At 70.9% G+C, this 18,257-nt stretch carries 13 protein-coding genes; 11 read left to right on the top strand and 2 right to left on the bottom strand.

Translation table 11 applies throughout. The features are described from left to right. Positions 1 to 169 precede the first annotated feature (169 nt). From Aple_RS33120 to Aple_RS33085, 8 genes are read left to right on the top strand one after another with little or no spacing between them, the layout of a single operon-like run. Positions 170 to 1,156, top strand: coding sequence for a DUF1702 family protein (locus Aple_RS33120; protein ID WP_155348661.1), 987 nt, complete (start codon positions 170 to 172; stop codon positions 1,154 to 1,156). A gap of 46 nt (positions 1,157 to 1,202) precedes the next feature. Next, positions 1,203 to 2,168, top strand: a complete 966-nt coding sequence (locus Aple_RS33115) for a DUF1702 family protein (protein WP_155348660.1) — start codon at positions 1,203 to 1,205, stop codon at positions 2,166 to 2,168. A 3-nt stretch (positions 2,169 to 2,171) separates the two neighbouring features. Beyond that, positions 2,172 to 4,118: a CRTAC1 family protein gene (locus Aple_RS33110; RefSeq protein WP_155348659.1), complete on the top strand. Its 1,947-nt coding sequence runs from the start codon at positions 2,172 to 2,174 to the stop codon at positions 4,116 to 4,118. A gap of 5 nt (positions 4,119 to 4,123) precedes the next feature. Next, on the top strand, positions 4,124 to 5,119 hold the full coding sequence (locus Aple_RS33105) for an enediyne biosynthesis protein (protein WP_155348658.1): 996 nt from the start codon (positions 4,124 to 4,126) through the stop codon (positions 5,117 to 5,119). Beyond that, positions 5,116 to 10,815 (top strand): type I polyketide synthase, encoded by a 5,700-nt coding sequence (locus Aple_RS33100; protein WP_155348657.1) that lies wholly within the window; start codon positions 5,116 to 5,118, stop codon positions 10,813 to 10,815. The genes Aple_RS33105 and Aple_RS33100 overlap by 4 nt, the downstream gene beginning before the upstream one ends. Positions 10,816 to 10,817: 2 nt before the next feature. Then, a complete protein-coding gene (locus Aple_RS33095) occupies positions 10,818 to 11,255 on the top strand; it encodes an acyl-CoA thioesterase (RefSeq protein WP_155348656.1) in 438 nt (145 codons plus the stop codon). Positions 11,256 to 11,274: 19 nt separating this feature from the next. Then, on the top strand, positions 11,275 to 11,769 hold the full coding sequence (locus tag Aple_RS33090; RefSeq protein ID WP_155348655.1) for a flavin reductase family protein: 495 nt from the start codon (positions 11,275 to 11,277) through the stop codon (positions 11,767 to 11,769). Positions 11,770 to 11,782: 13 nt separating this feature from the next. After that, complete coding sequence (locus Aple_RS33085) at positions 11,783 to 13,144, top strand: cytochrome P450 (RefSeq protein ID WP_155348654.1); 1,362 nt, start codon at positions 11,783 to 11,785, stop codon at positions 13,142 to 13,144. 57 nt (positions 13,145 to 13,201) lie between these two features. Here Aple_RS33085 and Aple_RS33080 read toward each other — a convergent pair whose 3' ends face one another. Beyond that, positions 13,202 to 13,927, bottom strand: a complete 726-nt coding sequence (locus tag Aple_RS33080; RefSeq protein WP_281361632.1) for a helix-turn-helix domain-containing protein — start codon at positions 13,925 to 13,927, stop codon at positions 13,202 to 13,204. A gap of 414 nt (positions 13,928 to 14,341) precedes the next feature. Beyond that, positions 14,342 to 15,280 carry a ParB/RepB/Spo0J family partition protein gene (locus tag Aple_RS33075; RefSeq protein WP_155348652.1) on the bottom strand — a complete coding sequence of 313 codons (939 nt, stop codon included), beginning with the start codon at positions 15,278 to 15,280 and terminating at the stop codon, positions 14,342 to 14,344. Between the two features lie 293 nt (positions 15,281 to 15,573). Between Aple_RS33075 and Aple_RS33070 the strand changes: the two genes are divergently transcribed. From Aple_RS33070 to Aple_RS33060, 3 genes are all read left to right on the top strand, one after another. Beyond that, positions 15,574 to 16,101: a DUF5987 family protein gene (locus Aple_RS33070; protein WP_246264947.1), complete on the top strand. Its 528-nt coding sequence runs from the start codon at positions 15,574 to 15,576 to the stop codon at positions 16,099 to 16,101. Further along, positions 16,098 to 17,753, top strand: a complete 1,656-nt coding sequence (locus Aple_RS33065) for a GMC family oxidoreductase N-terminal domain-containing protein (protein WP_155348650.1) — start codon at positions 16,098 to 16,100, stop codon at positions 17,751 to 17,753. The genes Aple_RS33070 and Aple_RS33065 overlap by 4 nt, the downstream gene beginning before the upstream one ends. A 91-nt stretch (positions 17,754 to 17,844) precedes the next feature. Beyond that, complete coding sequence (locus Aple_RS33060) at positions 17,845 to 18,237, top strand: SgcJ/EcaC family oxidoreductase (RefSeq protein ID WP_155348649.1); 393 nt, start codon at positions 17,845 to 17,847, stop codon at positions 18,235 to 18,237. Positions 18,238 to 18,257: the final 20 nt, after the last annotated feature.

Below are 18,257 nucleotides of genomic sequence, written 5' to 3'. Positions count from 1 at the left end.
GGGTGGGTGGGTGGGGAGAACCACGCTTCACCGTATCCGGCGCCGCCGCTCGAATTCCGGGCGGCGGCGTCGTCATGTGCGCACATTCGGAGATGGCTGGCGCACGTCCGGAGAAGCGTTGTCGCGCGGTGGCGGGGATTGTGAGATGGACGTGATCCGAGGAGGGGCGATGCCTACCACGATTGGTTCGTTGCGGAGGCTGGTGTTGACGCCGGCGTTGCGGGAGGTGACGTTTGCGGTGAGGGGGTTTCCGGAGGGGCCGGTGGGGGCGACCAGGCATCTGGAGGCGATTCCGCAGGCGGTGATCTGTGGGTTCGAGTGGGGGATCGACGCGCGGGATCAGTGGGAGGTGGAGCGGCGGCTTGAGCTGGTCGAGCCAGTTCAGCGCGGGTTCGCGTACGAGGGGGCCACGATGGCGTTCACGGTGGTGGACGCGATGGGCGGGGGGCGCGGGAAGCGGACCAGGGAGCTGCTGATGGGGCCGGGGCGGCCGCATATCTTCCTGACCTACATCGGCATCGGGTTCGCCATGGCGCGGCTGCCCCGTGTGCTGTGGAAGAAGGTCATGCCGGATCTGAGCGGATCGCCGTACTACCCGGCGATGACCTGGCTGGCCGTCGACGGGTATGGCTTCGACCGGGCCTACTTCGAGACCAAGCGCTGGGTGGACGAGCAGCGCGTCCCGGCCGCCTACCCGTGGGAGGGCAGGGCGGACTACTTCCCGCGCGCGATCGACCAGGGAATCGGCCGGGCGCTGTGGTTCATCCACGCCGGTCAGGTGCCGGGCGTGGCCGCCGCGGTGCGGCGGTTCGCGGGGGACCGGCAGGCCGACCTGTGGAGCGGCGTCGGGCTGGCGGCGACGTTCGCGGGCGGCTCGGACCCGGCGGCGCTGGCGGTGCTGCGGCGCGAGTCGGGGGCGCACTGGGCGCAGCTGGCGCAGGGCGCGGTGTTCGCCGCGAAGGCCCGCCACTACGCCGGGCACGTGCCCGAGCACAGCGCGGCCGGAGTGTCCATCCTGGCCGACCTGACGGTCGACGCGGCGGTCGCGGTGGCCGACGACTCGGCCGTGGATTCCGCCGAGAAGGCCGATCTCCCGGCCTACGAGTTGTGGCGGAATAACGTCCGCACCCGGCTTAATTCGCGTGAGCAAGTTTGAAGTAGACGCACCTCCGCAGTCAATGGATATTTGATATGTGGCTAATATGGTGCGTGCGCTCAGGCGCAAAATACTAACCCCGGACATGTCCGCCACACGGCTCGACGTGAGGGGATTCCACGAAAAGAGCCCAGCCGCCAAAGAATTACTCGAAACGGTCGGGCGATCATTTCTCACCGGATTCGCCCACGCCGCCGAGGCACGCACACCGGCCGACGCGGAAGAATTGCTGGAGAGAATTACCAGACGATTCCGAGGATTCGCCTACGAGGGCGCGGCGATGGCGTTCACCGTCGTCGACGCGCTGCCATTCGGCGGGCGCGGAAGGCTCCAGGGATTCCTCGAAGGGCGCGGCAAAGACCACGTCTACATGGTCTATGTCGGGGTCGGCTGGGCGATGGCCCGGCTGCCCCGGATGGTGTGGTCGCGCGTCCAGGCCCCCGACCCGCTCCTGCGCTGGCTCGCCCTGGACGGCTACGGCTTCCACCAGGCCTACTTCAAGACCGCCAAGTACGTGCACGGCCAGTTCCAGGAGCCGCGCTTCCCGTGGCCCCGCGGCGACCACGGCGGCTACCAGAACCGGGCCATCGACCAGGGCATCGGCCGGGCCATGTGGTTCGTCGGCGGCACCGACCCCGACCTGGTCGCCTCGATGATCGAGAAGTTCCCGCAAGCCCGCCGCGCCGACCTGTACGCCGGCACCGGCCTGGCCGCCACCTACGCGGGCGGCGCCTCGGAAGCCGAACTGCGCAAACTCTGGGAACGCGCGGGACAGTACCGGCCGCAGGTCGCGCAGGGCAGCGCGTTCGGCGCGACCGCCCGCGTCCAGGCCGGGCTGCTCGGCCCGCACACCGAGCTGGCCACCCGCGTCTTCTGCGGGATGACTCCGGAGAAGGCGTCCCTGATCTGCGCGGAGGCCCTGCCCGACGGGCCGCTGGACGGAGCGCCACCCGGCTACGAGGTGTGGCGCCAGCGCATCGCCGATGAATTCGTATCTCTTGGGAGGTGTTAGTCAGTGGCACGCACAGCTGGCTGGGTCCGCAGGCAACTGCCGGGCATCGTGGCGTTGGTGCTGCTCGCGGTGGCCTTCGTGATCGTCAAACTGCCGGCGGCGTCGTCCGCCGAGCGGGCCGAGGTCGCGAGCACGTACGCGTTCAAGCCCATGAACATCGCGATGCCGGGAGGCTTCAAGAACCAGACCATCCGCCGGGTCAACCAGGACTACACGCACATCGACGCGTGGATCTCCTCGGTCGGCTCCGGCATCGCCATGAACGACCTGGACGGGGACGGCCTGGCCAACGACCTGTGCGTCACCGACCCGCGCATCGACCAGGTCGTGGTCACCCCGACGCCGGGCCTCAAAGCCGACCGGTACGCGCCGTTCGCGCTGGTGCCGTCCGGGCTGCCGATGAACGACGTGATGGCCCCGATGGGCTGCGTGCCCGCCGACCTGAACGAGGACGGCCGGATGGACCTGCTGGTCTACCTCTGGGGGCGGACGCCGATCATCTACCTGGCGAAAGCCCAGGAGGCGGATGCGAAGGGCCTCAGCGCAGGGGCGTACCAGGCGATCGAGGCCGTTCCGCCGCGGAGCAGCACGCCGGGCTACACCGGGCCGCAGTGGAACACCAACGCCGTGGTCGTCGACGACTTCGACGGCGACGGCCATGACGACGTCTACGTGGGCAACTACTTCCCGCACGGTCCCGTCCTGGACGACAAGCTGAGCGGCGGGGTGGCCATGAACCACTCCATGTCGCACGGCATCAACGGCGGCGAGGACTACTTCCTGCGCTGGACCGCGTCCGGGCCGGCCTCGGTGAGCTTCCAGCAGGTCGACGACGCGCTCCCGGTCAACGTCTCCAAGGGCTGGGTGCTGGCCGCCGGGGCCACCGACCTGGACGGCGACATGCTGCCCGAGATGTACCTCGGCCACGACTTCGGCCCCGACCGGATGATGCGCAACGCCTCCAGCCCGGGCCACATCAAGTTCACCGTGGTCGAGGGCACCAGGACGCCGCTGATCCCCAAGTCCAAGGTGGTCGGCCTGGACTCGTTCAAGGGCATGGGCGTCGACTTCGGCGACCTCAACGGCGACGGCCTGTACGACCTGTTCGTCAGCAACATCACCACCACGTTCGGCATCCAGGAGAGCAACTTCGCCTTCATGAGCGACGCGAAGGACAAGAGCCAGCTCCGCGCCGACCTGAACGCCGGCCACGCCCCCTGGGAGGACCTGAGCGCGCCGCTCGGCCTGGCCTGGTCCGGCTGGGGCTGGGACCTGAAGATCGCCGACTTCGACAACAGCGGCAACCTGGCCATCGCGCAGACCACCGGCTTCGTCAAGGGCGAGGTCAACCGCTGGCCGCTGCTGCAGGAGCTGGCCACCGCCAACGACCAGGTGCTGCAGTACCCGATGTGGTGGCCGAACGTGCGGGCGGGCGACGACGTGGGCGGCAGCCAGACCTTCGCCTTCTACGCCAAGCGCGCCGACGGCACCTACAGCAACATCTCCGGCGAGCTCGGCCTGGCCATCCCGGTGCCCACCCGCGGCGTCGCCACCGGTGACGCGGACGGCGACGGCCGCCTCGACATGGCGATCGCCCGGCAGTGGGACGAGCCGGTCTTCTACGCCAACGCCAGCACGACCAAGGGCGGCTTCCTCGGGCTGCGCCTCACCCACGAGGGCACCGCGGGACCCGGCTCGCCGGTGGTGGGCGCGCAGGTCACGCTGACCATGCCCGACGGCAGCAAGCAGATCGGCAGGGTGGACGGCGGCAGCGGCCACTCCGGCAAGCGCAGCAGCGAGGTGCACTTCGGCCTCGGCGAGAACGTGACCGGGCCGGTCCAGGTGAACCTCTGCTGGCGCGACCGCACCGGTGAAATCCACGAACAGAACCTTCAGCTGACCCCGGGCTGGCACAACATCCAGCTGGGCGCTCAGGCGACGGAGAGGTGACTCCCATGGCTGCACAGAACGGATCCGCGAACGGCGCACATCCGGTGGCCGAGCCGCCGCGGCACGACACCAAGGTGATCACCGCCCTGCGCCGGTTCGCCATGTCCATCACGATCTTCAACATCCTCGGCTACACGGTGCTGGGCTTCGAGCAGCCCTACGTCTGGCCGTTCATCGCGCTGGCCACCGGCTACACGGTGGAGATCGTGCTGGAGATGATCGGCGCGCGGGTGGAGCACCGGGCGCCGCGGTACAAGGGCGGCGGGTTCAAGGGGCTGATGGAGTTCCTCTTCCCGGCGCACATCACCAGCCTGGCGATGAACATGCTCATCTACGTCAACGACCGGGTGCTCGTGCTGATCTTCGGCGTGATGGTCGCGGTCGGTGCGAAGTGGATCCTGCGGGCGCCCGTGCGCGGGCGGCTGCGCCACTTCATGAACCCCTCCAACTTCGGCATCACGGTCATCCTGCTGCTGTTCCCGTGGGCCAGCATCGCGCCGCCGTACCACTTCACCGAGCACATCGACGGGCCGCTGGACTGGCTGATCCCGCTGGGCATCATCATGGCCGGGACGATGATCAACGCCAAGCTGACCGGGCGGATGTGGCTGATCATGGCCTGGGTCGGCGGGTTCGCGCTGCAGGCCGTGGTGCGCGGGGTCATCCTCGACACCAACATCCTGGGCGGGCTGGCGACCATGACCGGGGTGGCGTTCGTGCTGTTCACCAACTACATGATCACCGACCCGGGGACCAGCCCGTCCAAGCCGGGCGCGCAGGTCGCGTTCGGCGGCGGCGTGGCGCTCACCTACGGCGTGCTGACCGGCATGAGCATCCCCTACGGCATTTTCTTCGCGACCGCGATCGTCTGCCTGGTCCGCGGCGGATTCCTGTGGTCGCTGCACTTCACCGAGAAGGCCAGGGCCGACCGGGAGGCCGCCACGCTGGCGGCCGCCCAGGCCGCCGTGGCCCAGCCTGGCAGGGAGGTCGCGCCAGTATGACCAGGATCGCCATCGTCGGGATGGCCTGCCGTTACCCGGACGCGGACTCCCCGCGTGAGCTGTGGGAGAACGCCCTCGCCGGGCGCCGGGCCTTCCGGCGGCTGCCCGACCAGCGGATGCGGCAGGCCGACTACTGGGACGCCGACCCGGCCGCCCCGGACCGGTTCTACGCCCGCAACGCCGCGGTCATCGAGGGCTACGAATTCGACCGGATGGCGTACAAGATCGCTGGAAGCACCTACCGCTCCACCGACCTCACCCACTGGCTGGCCCTCGACACCGCCGCCAGGGCCCTCGCCGACGCGGGGTTCCCCGGCGCCGAGGGCCTGCCCAGGGAGCGCACCGGCGTGATCGTCGGCAACACGCTGACCGGGGAGTTCGCCCGGGCCAACGTGATGCGGCTGCGCTGGCCGTACGTGCGGCGGACCGCCGCGGCGACGCTGAAGGAGCACGGCTGGGACGACGAGAAGGCAGCCGCGTTCCTGCGCGACTACGAGACCGTCTACAAGGCGCCGTTCCCCGGCATCGACGAGGACACCCTGGCCGGCGGCCTGGCCAACACCATCGCCGGGCGGATCTGCAACCACTTCGACCTGAAGGGCGGCGGCTACACCGTCGACGGCGCTTGCTCCTCCTCGCTGCTCTCGGTGGCGACGGCGTGCAGGTCGCTGGTCGACCAGGACGTGGACGTGGCCGTCGCGGGCGGCGTGGACTTGTCCATCGACCCGTTCGAGGTGATCGGCTTCGCCAAGACCGGGGCGCTGGCCAGGGGTGAGATGCGGCTGTACGACAAGGGCTCCAACGGCTTCTGGCCCGGCGAGGGCTGCGGGATCATCGTGCTGATGCGGGCGGAGGACGCCGAGAAGGCGGGCCGCCGGGTCTACGCGACGATCGCGGGCTGGGGGGTGTCGTCCGACGGCAAGGGCGGCATCACCCGGCCCGAGGTGGCCGGATACCAGCTGGCGCTGCGCCGGGCGTACGAGCGGGCCGGGTTCGGGATCGAGACCGTGCCCATGTTCGAGGGGCACGGCACCGGCACCCAGGTCGGCGACAGGACCGAGCTCACCGCGCTGTCGCTGGCCCGCAGGTCGGCCGACCCGGACGCCGCGCCCGCGGCGATCAGCTCCATCAAGGGCATGATCGGGCACACCAAGGGCGCGGCCGGGGTGGCCGGGCTGATCAAGGCGGCGATGGCGGTGCACCAGCAGGTGCTGCCGCCGACCATCGGGTGCGTGGACCCGCACCCGGTGCTGGCCGAGGAGCCGGTCGCGCTGCGGGTGCTGCGCAAGGCCGAGGCGTGGCCGAGCGGCCAGCCGGTCCGGGCCGGGGTCACCGCGATGGGGTTCGGCGGGATCAACACCCACCTGGTGCTGGAGCGGTCGGGGGCGCGCAAGCGGGCCCCCTTCGATCCGCGCACCAAGGCGCTGGCCGCGTCCGCGCAGGACGCCGAGCTGCTGCTGGCAGACGCCGGATCGCTGGCGGAGCTGCGGGAACGCGTGGCCAAGCTGGTCGGCTTCGTGCCCGCCCTGTCGTACGCGCAGCTGGGCGACCTGGCCGCGGTCCTCCAGCGCGACCTGCGCGAACTGCCGTACCGGGCGGCCGTGATCGTCTCCTCGCCCGAGGACGCCGAGGCGCGGCTGCGCCGGATCCTGGAGGCGCTGGACGCGGGCGAGACCAGCCTCCTCGACGGGCGGGCCTTCCTCGGCCACGTGACCGGCACGGGCAGGGTCGGCTATCTCTTCCCCGGCCAGGGTTCCGGCCGGGGCCTGTCCGGCGGCGCGCTGCGCCGCCGGTTCGCCGAGGTCGACGAGGTGTACGCCAAGGCGGCCCTGCCCACCGGCGGAGACGTGGTCGCCACCGCGCTGGCCCAGCCCAGGATCGTCACCGGTTCGATGGCGGGCCTGCGGGCGCTGACCACGCTCGGCCTGGAGGCCACCGTCGCCGTCGGCCACAGCCTGGGCGAGATCTCCGCCCTGCACTGGGCCGGGGCGATGGACGAGGAGACGCTGCTCGGCGTGGCCGCCGTGCGCGGCCAGACGATGACCGAGCACAGCTCGTCCGGCACCATGGCCGGCCTGGCCGCGTCCCCCGACGCCGCCCTCGACCTGATCGGGACCGACCCGGTGGTGATCGCCGGATACAACGGCCCGGAGCAGACGGTCATCGCCGGAACCGCGGAAGCGGTCGAGGCGGTCGGCCGCAGGGCCGCCGCGGCCGGGGTGACCTTCACGCTGCTGCGGGTCTCGCACGCGTTCCACTCGCCGCTGGTCGCGCCCGCCGCGGCCGCGTTCGCGGCGAAGCTGGACCGGGACGCGTTCGGCCAGATCGGCGCCAGGATCGTGTCCACGGTCACCGGCGACGCGCTGGCCGCCGACACGGACGTCCCCGCGCTGCTCCGGCTGCAGATCACCGAGCCGGTGCAGTTCGCGCAGGCCGTGGAGCTGGCGGCCAAGGACATCGACCTGTTCGTGGAGGTCGGGCCAGGCCGGGTGCTCAGCGGGCTGGCCACCGCCGTCACCGGCGTGCCCGCCGTGTCCATGGACACCGACGACGAGTCGCTGGCCGGGCTGCTGCGGGTGGTGGCCGCCGCCTACGTGACCGGGGTTCCGGTCACGCCCGAGGCGCTGTTCCACGGGCGGCTGGTCCGGCCGCTGGAGGTCGGGCAGGAGTTCTCGTTTTTCGCCAGCCCGTGCGAGCAGGTCCCCGAGGTGGACATCGCCGCCGCCCCTGTGCTCGCTGTGGCCACGGCGACCGTCGCGGCTGAGGCGGGCGAGTCCGTCGTGGACCTGCTCAGGAGGCTGGCTGCGGAACGGGCCGAACTGCCCGTGGAGATGGTCGCCCCCGGCAGCCACCTCCTCGACGACCTGCACCTCAGCTCCATCACGGTCGGCCAGATCGTCAACCAGGCCGCCCAGGCGCTCGGGGTGCCCCCGGCCACGGCGCCGATGAACTTCGCCACCTCGACCGTGAGCGAGCTCGCCGAAGCCCTCGGCAGCCTCGCGGAAACCGGCGCCCCGGCGGCGCCACGCGAGATCGCGGGCGCGGCCGCCTGGGCGCGGCCGTTCGCCCTCGATCTCGACGAGACCCCGTTGCCCCCGATTACACCCAGGGTCCCCGGGGGCAACGGGCCCTGGCGTGCGTTCGCGCCGCAGGGCCACCCGTTCGCGGAGCGCCTGCGCGAACAGCTGGAACAGGCCGGAGTCGGCGGCGGCATCCTGGTGTGCCTGCCGCAATCGTGCCGGGAGTCCGACCTGGCGGCGGCCCTGACCGGCGCCAAGGCCGCCGCCGTCTCGGCCCCCGGCACGCGGTTCGTGCTGGTCCAGTCGGATCCGTACGGCGCCGCCGGGCTGGCCAAGACCCTCTCCCTGGAGGCGCCGCACCTGCGGGTGACGATCGTCCACATCCCGTACGGGCCGGACGTGACGGAGCAGGTGGTCGCCGAGGTGGCCGCCACCGACCGGTACGCCGAAGTCCACCTCGACGGCGTCCGCAGGGTGCCCACGCTGCGCGCGATGCCCGTCACCCCGGCGGTATCGCGACACCCGCTGACCGGCGAGGACGTGCTGCTGGTCACCGGCGGCGGCAAGGGCATCACCGCCGAGTGCGCGATCGCGGTCGCCGCCGACAGCGGCGCGAAGCTGGTCATCATGGGCAGGTCCGCGCCGGAGGGGGACGCGGAGCTGGCCGGAAACCTGACCCGGATGAAGGATCTGGGACTCTCGGTGCGCTACGTCCGGGCGGACGTCACCGACGCCGGGCAGGTCGCGGTCGCCCTGGCCGAGATCGGCCCGATCACCGCGATCCTGCACGGCGCGGGCCGCAACGAACCGGCCGGGCTGACCTCGCTGGACGCCGGCGCGTTCCGGCGCACCTTCGCCCCGAAGATCGACGGCCTGCACTCCGTGCTGGCCGCCGTCGACCCCGACCGGCTGAAACTGCTGATCACCTTCGGCAGCATCATCGGCCGGGCCGGGCTGCGCGGCGAGGCGCACTACTCGACCGCCAACGAGTGGCTCCGCGTCCTGACCGAGGAGTTCGCCGCCGCGCATCCGGGCTGCCGCACGCTCTGCATGGAGTGGTCGGTCTGGTCGGGCGTCGGCATGGGCGAGCGGCTGTCCGTCGTCGAGTCGCTGACCAGGGACGGCATCACCCCCGTCACCCCGGACCAGGGCGTCGAGATCATGCGGCGGCTGGTGTGCGATCCGGACGCGCCGGTGGTCACCGTGATCAGCGGCCGTACCGAGGGCATCGAGACCGTCCGCTACGACCGGCCCGAGCTGCCGCTGCTGCGGTTCGTGGACCGGCCGCTGATCCGTTACCACGGCGTCGAGCTGGTCGCCGAGACCGAGCTCAGCGCGGGCGGCGACCTCTACCTGGCCGACCACCTGCTCGACGGCAACCTGCTGTTCCCCGCCGTGTTCGGGATGGAGGCGATGGCGCAGGTGGCCACCGCCGCCACCGGCTGGACGGCGACCCCGGTCATCGAGGACGCCGAGTTCCTGCGGCCGATCGTGGTCCCGCCCGACGGCGCCACGACGATCCGGGTGGCCGCCGCGGTCACCGGCGACGACCTGGTGGAGGTGGCCATCCGCAGCTCCGAGACGGGCTTCGCGGCCGACCACTTCCGGGCCCGGCTGCGCTTCACCGGCGCGGCCGTCCAGGACGGGCCGCCCGCGCAGGTCGCCGCGGGCCTGCCCGCCGTCCCGCTCGACCCGGCCACCGACCTGTACGGCGGAATCCTCTTCCAGGGCGCACGATTCCAGCGCCTGACCGGCTACCACCGGGCGGCCGCCCGGCACGTGGACGCGGACGTCGACGCGATCGACGCGTCCGACTGGTTCGCCGCCTACCTGTCCGGCGACCTGCTGCTCGGCGACCCGGGCATGCGCGACGCCCTGATGCACGGCAACCAGGTCTGCGTCCCGCACGCCACCTTGCTGCCGCAGGGCATCGACCGCGTGCACGCCGCCCCGGCCTCCGGGCCGATGCGGTACAGCGCGGTCGAGCGGGCACGTGACGGCGACACGTATATATACGACATCGTCGTCAGGGACACCTCCGGGCGGCCGGTCGAACGCTGGGACGGGCTGCGGCTGCGGGCCGTGCGCAAGGGCGACGGCCGCGGTCCCTGGGCGCCCGCGCTGCTCGGGCCGTACGTCGAGAGGATGCTGGACGACCTGATCGGCGCGAACGTGGCGGTGGCGGTCGAACCCGGCGGTGAACGCCGCGCGGCGACGGCCGTGGCCGTCGGGCGCGCGTCCGGCGGGCCCGTCGAGATCAGGTATCGCCCGGACGGGCGGCCCGAGATCGACGGCGGCACGATCTCCGCCGCGCACGGCGCCGGGCTCACGCTCGCCGTCCGCGCCGAAGGACCGCTCGGCTGCGACGTGGAACCGGTGGCGGAACGTTCCCCTGAGACCTGGGCCGGGCTGCTCGGCGGGCACGCCCCGCTCGCCGGCCTGGTCGCGGCCGAGACCGGCGACAGCGCGGACGCGGCCGGAACCCGGGTCTGGTCCGCCCTCGAATGCCTGCAGAAGGCCGGGCTCACTGCGGCCGCGCCGCTCACCCTGGCCCGCGCGGGCCGGGATCCGTGGGTCGTGTTCGCGTCCGGATCGCTCAGGATCGCCACCCTGCTCACCAGCGTGCGCGGCCATCACGAGCCCGTGGTCTTGGCCGTGCTGGCCGAGGGGCGCTGACCGTGGGCAACTACTTCGAACACCTGCACACGGTCGGCTTCGAGGAGACCAACATCGTCGGCAACGTCTACTACGTCAACTACCTGCGCTGGCAGGGGCGTTGCCGGGAGATGTTCCTCAAGACCCACGCGCCGGACGTGCTCGGCGAGCTGCAGGACGACCTCAAGCTGTTCACGCTCAAGGTCGACTGCGAGTTCTACGCCGAGATCACCGCCTTCGACGAGCTGTCCATCCGGATGCGCCTCGTCGACCTGGCCCAGACCCAGCTCGAATTCAGCTTCGACTACGTCAAGCTCGACGCCCGCGATCTCGGCGTCGGCGAGACGCTGATCGCCCGCGGCCGGCAGCGGGTGGCGTGCATGCGGGGCCCCAACACCCGCACCGTGCCTGCCCGCGTGCCCGAGTCGCTGGTTCGAGCGCTCCAACCTTACGTGCCGTAGCCCCCGGGGGAGATTTGACATGGCAGACCAGAAGATCCTCAGGCGCGCCTTCGGGAGGTTCGCGACCGGCGTCACCGTGGTGACCGTCGGCGGGAACGCTCCGCACGGCATGACCGCCAACTCCTTCACCTCCGTCTCGCTGGACCCGCCGCTCGTGCTGATCTGCGTGGACCGCGGCGCGATCATGCACGGCATGCTGCCGGCCGCGGGCTCCTTCGGGGTGAACGTGCTCGCGGCCGACCAGGAGGCGCTGGCCAGGCACTTCGCCGACCGCTGGCGGGTGCCGGGCCAGGCCCAGTTCGAGGACGTGGACTGGTTCCCCGGCACGCTCACCGGCGCGCCCATGCTCAACGCCAGCATCGCCAGGTTCGAGTGCGAAGTCTGGCGGACCTACGACGGCGGGGACCACTCCATCTTCATCGGCAAGGTGCTCTCCCACGACGAGGAGGCCGAGGAAGCCCTGCTGTTCTTCAACGGCGGGTTCCGGCAGATCGAATTGAGCGCAGCGACATGATTGAGGTGAAGACATGACCGCTACAACCGGCCGGTCCCGGGCGGTTCCGCCCGGGCCGCCCCGGCGGGCCGCCCCCGGCCTGTTCGTCAAACTGGCCACCGACCGGCTCGCCCTGATGCGGGCCGCCGCCGACCAGTACGGCGACGCCGTGAAGATCTCCATGGGCCCCAAGACCCTCTACTTCTTCAACCACCCCGACCACGCCAAACACGTGCTCGCCGACAACAGCGGCAACTACCACAAGGGCATCGGCCTGGTGCAGGCCAAACGCGCCCTCGGGGACGGCCTGCTGACCAGCGAGGGCGACCTGTGGCGCAAGCAGCGCAAGCTGATCCAGCCGGCCTTCCAGGCCAAGCGCATCGCCGCCCAGGCGGGCGTGGTCGCCGAGGAGGCGCTCGCGCTGGTCGAACGGCTGCGGGCCACGGCCGGGAGCGGTCCCGTGAACGTGGTGGACGAGCTGACCGCGCTCACCCTGGGCGTCCTCGGCCGGACCCTGCTCGACGCCGACCTGGGCGTCTTCAGCGGGGTCGGGCACGCCTTCGAAGCGGTCCAGGACCAGGCCATGTTCGAGATGGTGTCGCTGGGCGCGGTCCCGATGTGGGTGCCGCTGCCCAAGCAGCTGCGGTTCCGGCAGGCCCGCAAGGAACTCCAGCACGTCGTGGACCGCCTCGTCGCGGACCGCAGGACGCGCACCGGCGACTGGGGCGACGACGTGCTGTCCAAGCTGATCCAGTCCACCGGCGAGGAGCCCGACCCGAAGGTCGGGCGGCAGCGCATGACCGACGAGCTGATCACGCTCCTGCTGGCCGGGCACGAGACCACGGCCAGCACCCTCGGCTGGACGTTCTACCTGCTGGACCGCCATCCGGAGGTGGCCGAGCGGCTGCACGCGGAGGCGGTGGAGGTGCTCGGCGACCGCCCGCCGGTCTACGAGGACCTGCACCGGCTGCGGTACACGTCCATGGTGATCGAGGAGGCGATGCGCCTCTACCCGCCGGTGTGGATCCTGACCCGGCAGGCCCTCGCCGACGACGAGGTGGGCGGTTATCACGTTCCCGCGGGGTCGGACGTGCTCGTGTGCCCGTACACGATGCACCGGCATCCCGAGTTCTGGAACGAGCCCGAGAAGTTCGATCCGCAGCGGTTCGATCCCGGCGTGCAGTCCGGCCGGCCGCGCTACGCCTACATCCCGTTCGGGGCCGGGCCGCGGTTCTGCGTGGGCAACAACCTGGGGATGATGGAGGCCGCGTTCGTGACCGCTCTGGTGGCCAGGGATCTGCGGCTGACCCGGGTGCCCGGCTACGAGGCCGTCCCTGAGCCGATGTTGTCGCTCCGGATGAAGGACGGGCTGCCTATGACTGTCTCGCCGCGTTAGGAGATGTGAGGGGCCACGGTCGTCCTTGACCGTGGCCTCGTCGTGCGTCCCCTGCTGTCAACCGGCCGATCTGAGCGCGACCTTGCGTACGTCGAGCAGTGCCATCAGAACGGGTGGGTCAAGGGGATGCGCCGGCCTGAGGTGCAGGTCGGCGGTCGTGATCCGGGTGTCGGGGCCGATGGTGATCGGGCCGACCCCGGCGACCGACGGCGCGTGCTCTCGGCTGAAGGGGTCACCGATGATCTCCTCTTCCCCGGGGGAGACCGCGTGCGAGAGCAGATGCCAGGCACCCTGAGGCACGTCCTCCAGCAGGTACGGGCCGGGGTTGTGCAACACCGTGCACCGCACCGGCCTGCCCTGGGGTACGCAGGTGGGGAAGAGCCCGACGAAGATCAGCCCCAGCCTGGCCGTCGAGGGCGCCCAGACCTCGCCCTGGACGGTGGCCGACCTGATCTCCGTGCCGATCGAACGGCTGTCGGGCACGATGCGGGTGGCGAAGCCGCCGTACTGCCGGTAGGTGGTGGGGGCGATGCCCACGCTGCTCTTGAAGCGCGAGCTGAAGGTTCCCACGCTCGTGTAGCCGACCCGGTTGCTGATGTCGGCCACGCTCAGCGAGGTGGAGATGAGGAGCCGTTTGGCCTCCTGCAGGCGGAGGGCGGACAGGAACCGCCCGGGGGAGATCCCGGTGGCCTGGCGGAAGACGCGGGAGAAGTGGAACTTGCTGAACATCGCGGTGCGAGCCATGTCATCGACAGTCAACTGCTCGCTGAGATTCTCATGCATGGTCTGAATAACTCGTCCGACGGCTCTTTCGATGGCCTCTTCCATTGTTGCTTCCCCTTGGCCAAAACGTCTATTGCGACTAACACGTAGTCGGACGTTTGAAGATGTCACAGGTCCAATTGTTCCCCACATGAATAGAGTTCGAATTCGCGCGCGTCCTCGGTGAATTCGGTTTCCTTCTTCGGGGCAGCCTCCATTCACGCGTCGATATGAGAGAGGTTGGGCGGTGCCTTCTGAGAATCACCGCACAGCGTTAAGAGACAATGGGTTGCCCGGTCCTGTCAACCTTTCAGATTCTGAACATGAAAGTTTCCGGGGGGCCTCGCCGTGAACATTCGCGGGGGGTGCCTGAACCGGTGCGAGACGTAATCGCACCAGGGCATGGGCGTATCGCGTCCGGCCCTGGGCCGTCGATCAGCCGGGATTCTCCCGGCGCTGGAGCTCGGTCGCGAACTGGCCCCACGCCTCGGCGCAGTCGCGGGCCAGCCTCGCCACCGAGTCGGCGCAGTGCGGGGGCACCGCGTCGACCAGGTCCTGCCAGTCCCCGACGGCGATCGACCGGGAATGCAGCAGCCGCAGCAGCTCGCGGCCCGGGTCGGTCAGCCGCAGGGACGGGTCCTTCCGCAGCGTCTGCAGGATGCTCGGGGAGTCCTTCGGCTCCGGCCGGGCCGGCGCCGGCGCTGTCCTGGCCGGCCGGGTCAGGGCCGGGTCGTTGCCCCTGAGCAGGCGATGCCGCACGTCGTGGGCGGTGCCGAGGGAGACGCCCGCGGCCCTGGCGATCTCCCGGATGGACGCGTCGGGATTGGCCGCGATCACTTCGGAGGCCCGTTGCCGGCCCGCCCCGCCGTCCAGCGGGCGCAACCTGCCGTCCACGCCGAGCCGCTCGTTCGACCGCGGCGATTCCGCACTCGAACGGCGGCGCACCGCGCCGACCGTCTTGGCGGCCAGCCCGGCGCAGGCGGCGATGGCACGATCGGAGAGCATCGGGTGCGAGGCGATGATGCGCTCCGCGGCCGCCTTCCGGTCGGCCAGCGAGAGCGGCAGCCCGTGGGCCACGTTCTCCTGGACGGCGCGGACGAACGCGTCCGCCTCGCTGCCGTCGAAGAAGCGCACCTCGATGGTGTCCTGGCCGCGCATCGCGGCGGCCCGCACCCGGTGCATGCCGTCGATCACGCGCATCGTCTGCCGGTGCACGAGGATCGGCGGGAGCGCGGTCTCCAGGCCCGCGAGCCGGATCAGATGATCCGCGTCCTCGCCCGCCAGCCGGGGCGAATCCGCAGGCCGGAGCGAAGCGAGTTGGACCAGGCAGGGAGCGTCGAGCCCGCCTGCCGGAGAATCAGGCGCACGTATCATCGGCCACCTCCACCGGCACGCGGCACACGTGACGGTTCCGAGTAGGACGGGTCCCCGGCCCCTCCCCACGGGGGGCTGATCTTTGCAAAATACCCCGGGCTCGCGCGCACTGGAACCCCGGGAGCCGCCGAGGTCTGAACGCTCGGCGAGGACGGCATTTCGGAAGATGCACCGCAATCGGTGCTGAAACGACGATGTGGGAGTTCGATCGCGCGCGTCCACATGCCGACTCCACGGTACAAACGGGAGTAATCCTTATGCGATCCGACTTACCCCCTCAAACCCGACAAAACATGACGTTAGAGGCGTTCGCCGACACGATCGTTCCCGGTGAGAAGCGGTTTCCGGACGACATCGCGGTGGCCGGCGCCTCCTCAGGCGGCGGCGCGGTCGCGGCCGGCGCGCTCGAACTCCTGGCCGACCCGGCCACCGGCATCGGCAGCGACCTCGGCGCGTTCGCGGACCTGATCAACGAGCACGCCCGGGCTTACGCCGCCGAGCACGGCCTGACCCCCGACCCGGAGCTGCCGCTGGTCGGCCTGTCCTTCGCCGACCGGACCGCGCTGATCCAGCATCTGACCTCGCCGACCCACCCGGAACGCGAGATCTGGATCCTGGTCGCCCTGTTCAGCAACATGGCCTTCGACACCGGGGCTCACCTGCACACCGTCGACGCGATGGCGGCCGGTCACCCAGGCCTGGCCGCGATGGGCTTCTCCCAGCCGGACGCCGACGGGCTGTGGCGGTTCCCGGACTACTCCTACGGCCGCGAGCTGGCCCATCTCCATCCGGGCACGACCTCATCCGGGAGCCCCGCATGACCAACAGCAACGGAACGGAACGCGTCGACGTGCTCATCGTCGGGAGCGGGTTCGGCGGCGCGATCGCCGCCTACCACCTGGCGGCGGGCGGGGCGAGCGTCCTGGTCCTGGAACGCGGGCCCTGGCTGGAGGGCGAGGACTTCGACCACGACTTCAAGCTCGGCTCCTCCTACACCCGGATCTTCGACTTCGTGGTCGGCGACGGCATGAGCCTGCTCGGCGGCAACTGCGTCGGCGGCGGCAGCGTGGTCTACTTCGCCGCGATGCCGCGCGCTCCCCGGTTCGTCTTCGACCGGCAGGGCTCGATCGGCCGCCGGATGTGGCCGGCCTCGGTGACCAGGGACACCCTCGACCCCTGGTACGACCGCGTCACCGAATCCCTCCCGGTCACCCGCCAGGACTGGAACGACGTCACCTACTCCGGCGGCCTGTTCGCCGCGGCCTGCGCGCACGCCGGGCGCACCGCCAACCCGGTGCCGGTGGCCATCGACGCGAGCAAGTGCACCAACTGCAACTGGATGATGGCGGGCTGCAGGTTCGACGCCAAACGGTCGCTGCTCTTCAACTACCTGCCCGCCGCGCTCGCGCACGGCGCCCAGATCCGGCCGATGCACGAGGTGCAGAAGCTGACCCGCAACGCCGACGGCGGCTACCGGGTGCACTACAACATCATCGACGACTCCGACTACCGGATCACCGCCGGGAGCGGCAGCATCGACGCCAAGATCGTCGTGCTGGCGGCCGGGGCCGGGGCCACGCCGGTGATCCTGCAGCGGTCCGAGCCGGACCTCGGGAAGATGCCGCACGCGGTCGGGCGGTACTTCTCCGGCAACGGGGAGCGGCTGAACACCGCGATACTCGACGAGGATCGGGTGCGCGACCTGCTCGGCCTGGCCAAGGCGGACGGCGTGCCGTACGCGGCGTCCCAGGTCGGGAAGGGCCCGTGCGTGGCCAGCTGGGACCGTCTTGACGGCGCGCGGCCCGAGTACACCCGGTACTCGCTGGAGCAGCTCTACTTCCCGCCCGGGTTCGGCACCATCCTGGCGCAGGTCCCGGACGCGACCGGGCCGAGCTGGTTCGGGGCCGAGAAGAAGGAGATCGTCCGGCGCTGGCAGTCCTGGCTGACCATCTTCGCGATGACCGAAGACGACAACGAGGGCGTCTTCGGCCCGCCTCCCGCCACCGGGAACGCGATGCGGATTTCCCAGCAGATGCTCGGGCGCGGCCCGATCCGGTACGACCCGACCCCGAACACCCTGCGGGGCTGGGCGCTGGCGGACGCCGACGTGAAGGACATCATGGAGCGGGACGGCCTGTCCCGGGTGATGCCGTGGACCAACGACGTGGTCGGCGCGTACACCGTGCATCCGCTGGCGTCCTGCCGGATCGGCGACGACCCGGCCACCTCGGCCCTGGACGACCGCCACGAGCTGCGCGGCCATCCGGGAATCTTCGTCACCGACGGATCGGCGGTGCCCGGCGCGCTGACCGTCAACCCCGCGCTCACCATCGCCGCCCTGGCCGAGCGGGCCATGCCCGGCATCGTGGCGGCGGCCCGGGCCCGCGGCGTGAAGGTGAGTTACGGCGCCCCCGCTCCGGACGGCTCCACCTCGGCGCGCAACGCGGTACTTCCGCTACTCGTCCGGGACTGAGCAAAAGACCGGGGGCCAGCACTCACAGAGATGCGACCCCCGGTCACGGATGGCAACGTCAAAAGAGACAACCCCACCGAAAGGCACGACAATGACCACTGCCCCATCCCGTGGCGCGGAACAGGCCCCCGGCAAGATCGTCGCCGCGTGGGCCAAGAACGACGGCGACGCCTTCGCGGCCGCCTGCACCGAGGACGCCAGCCTGATACTCCCCGGCGTCTACCTGAAGAGCCGCGCGGAGATCCGCGACTTCATGACCGCCGCCTACGCCGGCCCGTTCAAGGGGACCCGGGTGCACGGCGACCCGCTCAGCCTGCGCTACCTCAGCGACGACGTCGCCGTGATCGTCACCCAGGGCGGCGTGCTGCACCCGGGCGACGAGAAGGTCACCCCCGAGCGGGAGATCCGGGCGACCTGGGTGCTGACCAGGAAAGACGAGGGCTGGCTGATCGCCGCCTACCAGAACACCCCCACCGCGGCCTGAGCAGAGTCCTGGAGATCACG

Origin of the sequence: Acrocarpospora pleiomorpha (genome assembly GCF_009687885.1) — a bacterium.
Lineage (GTDB): Bacteria > Actinomycetota > Actinomycetes > Streptosporangiales > Streptosporangiaceae > Acrocarpospora > Acrocarpospora pleiomorpha.
The sequence above is the reverse complement of the archived record's forward strand: the minus strand, read 5'-3'. Positions and strand labels throughout refer to the sequence as shown.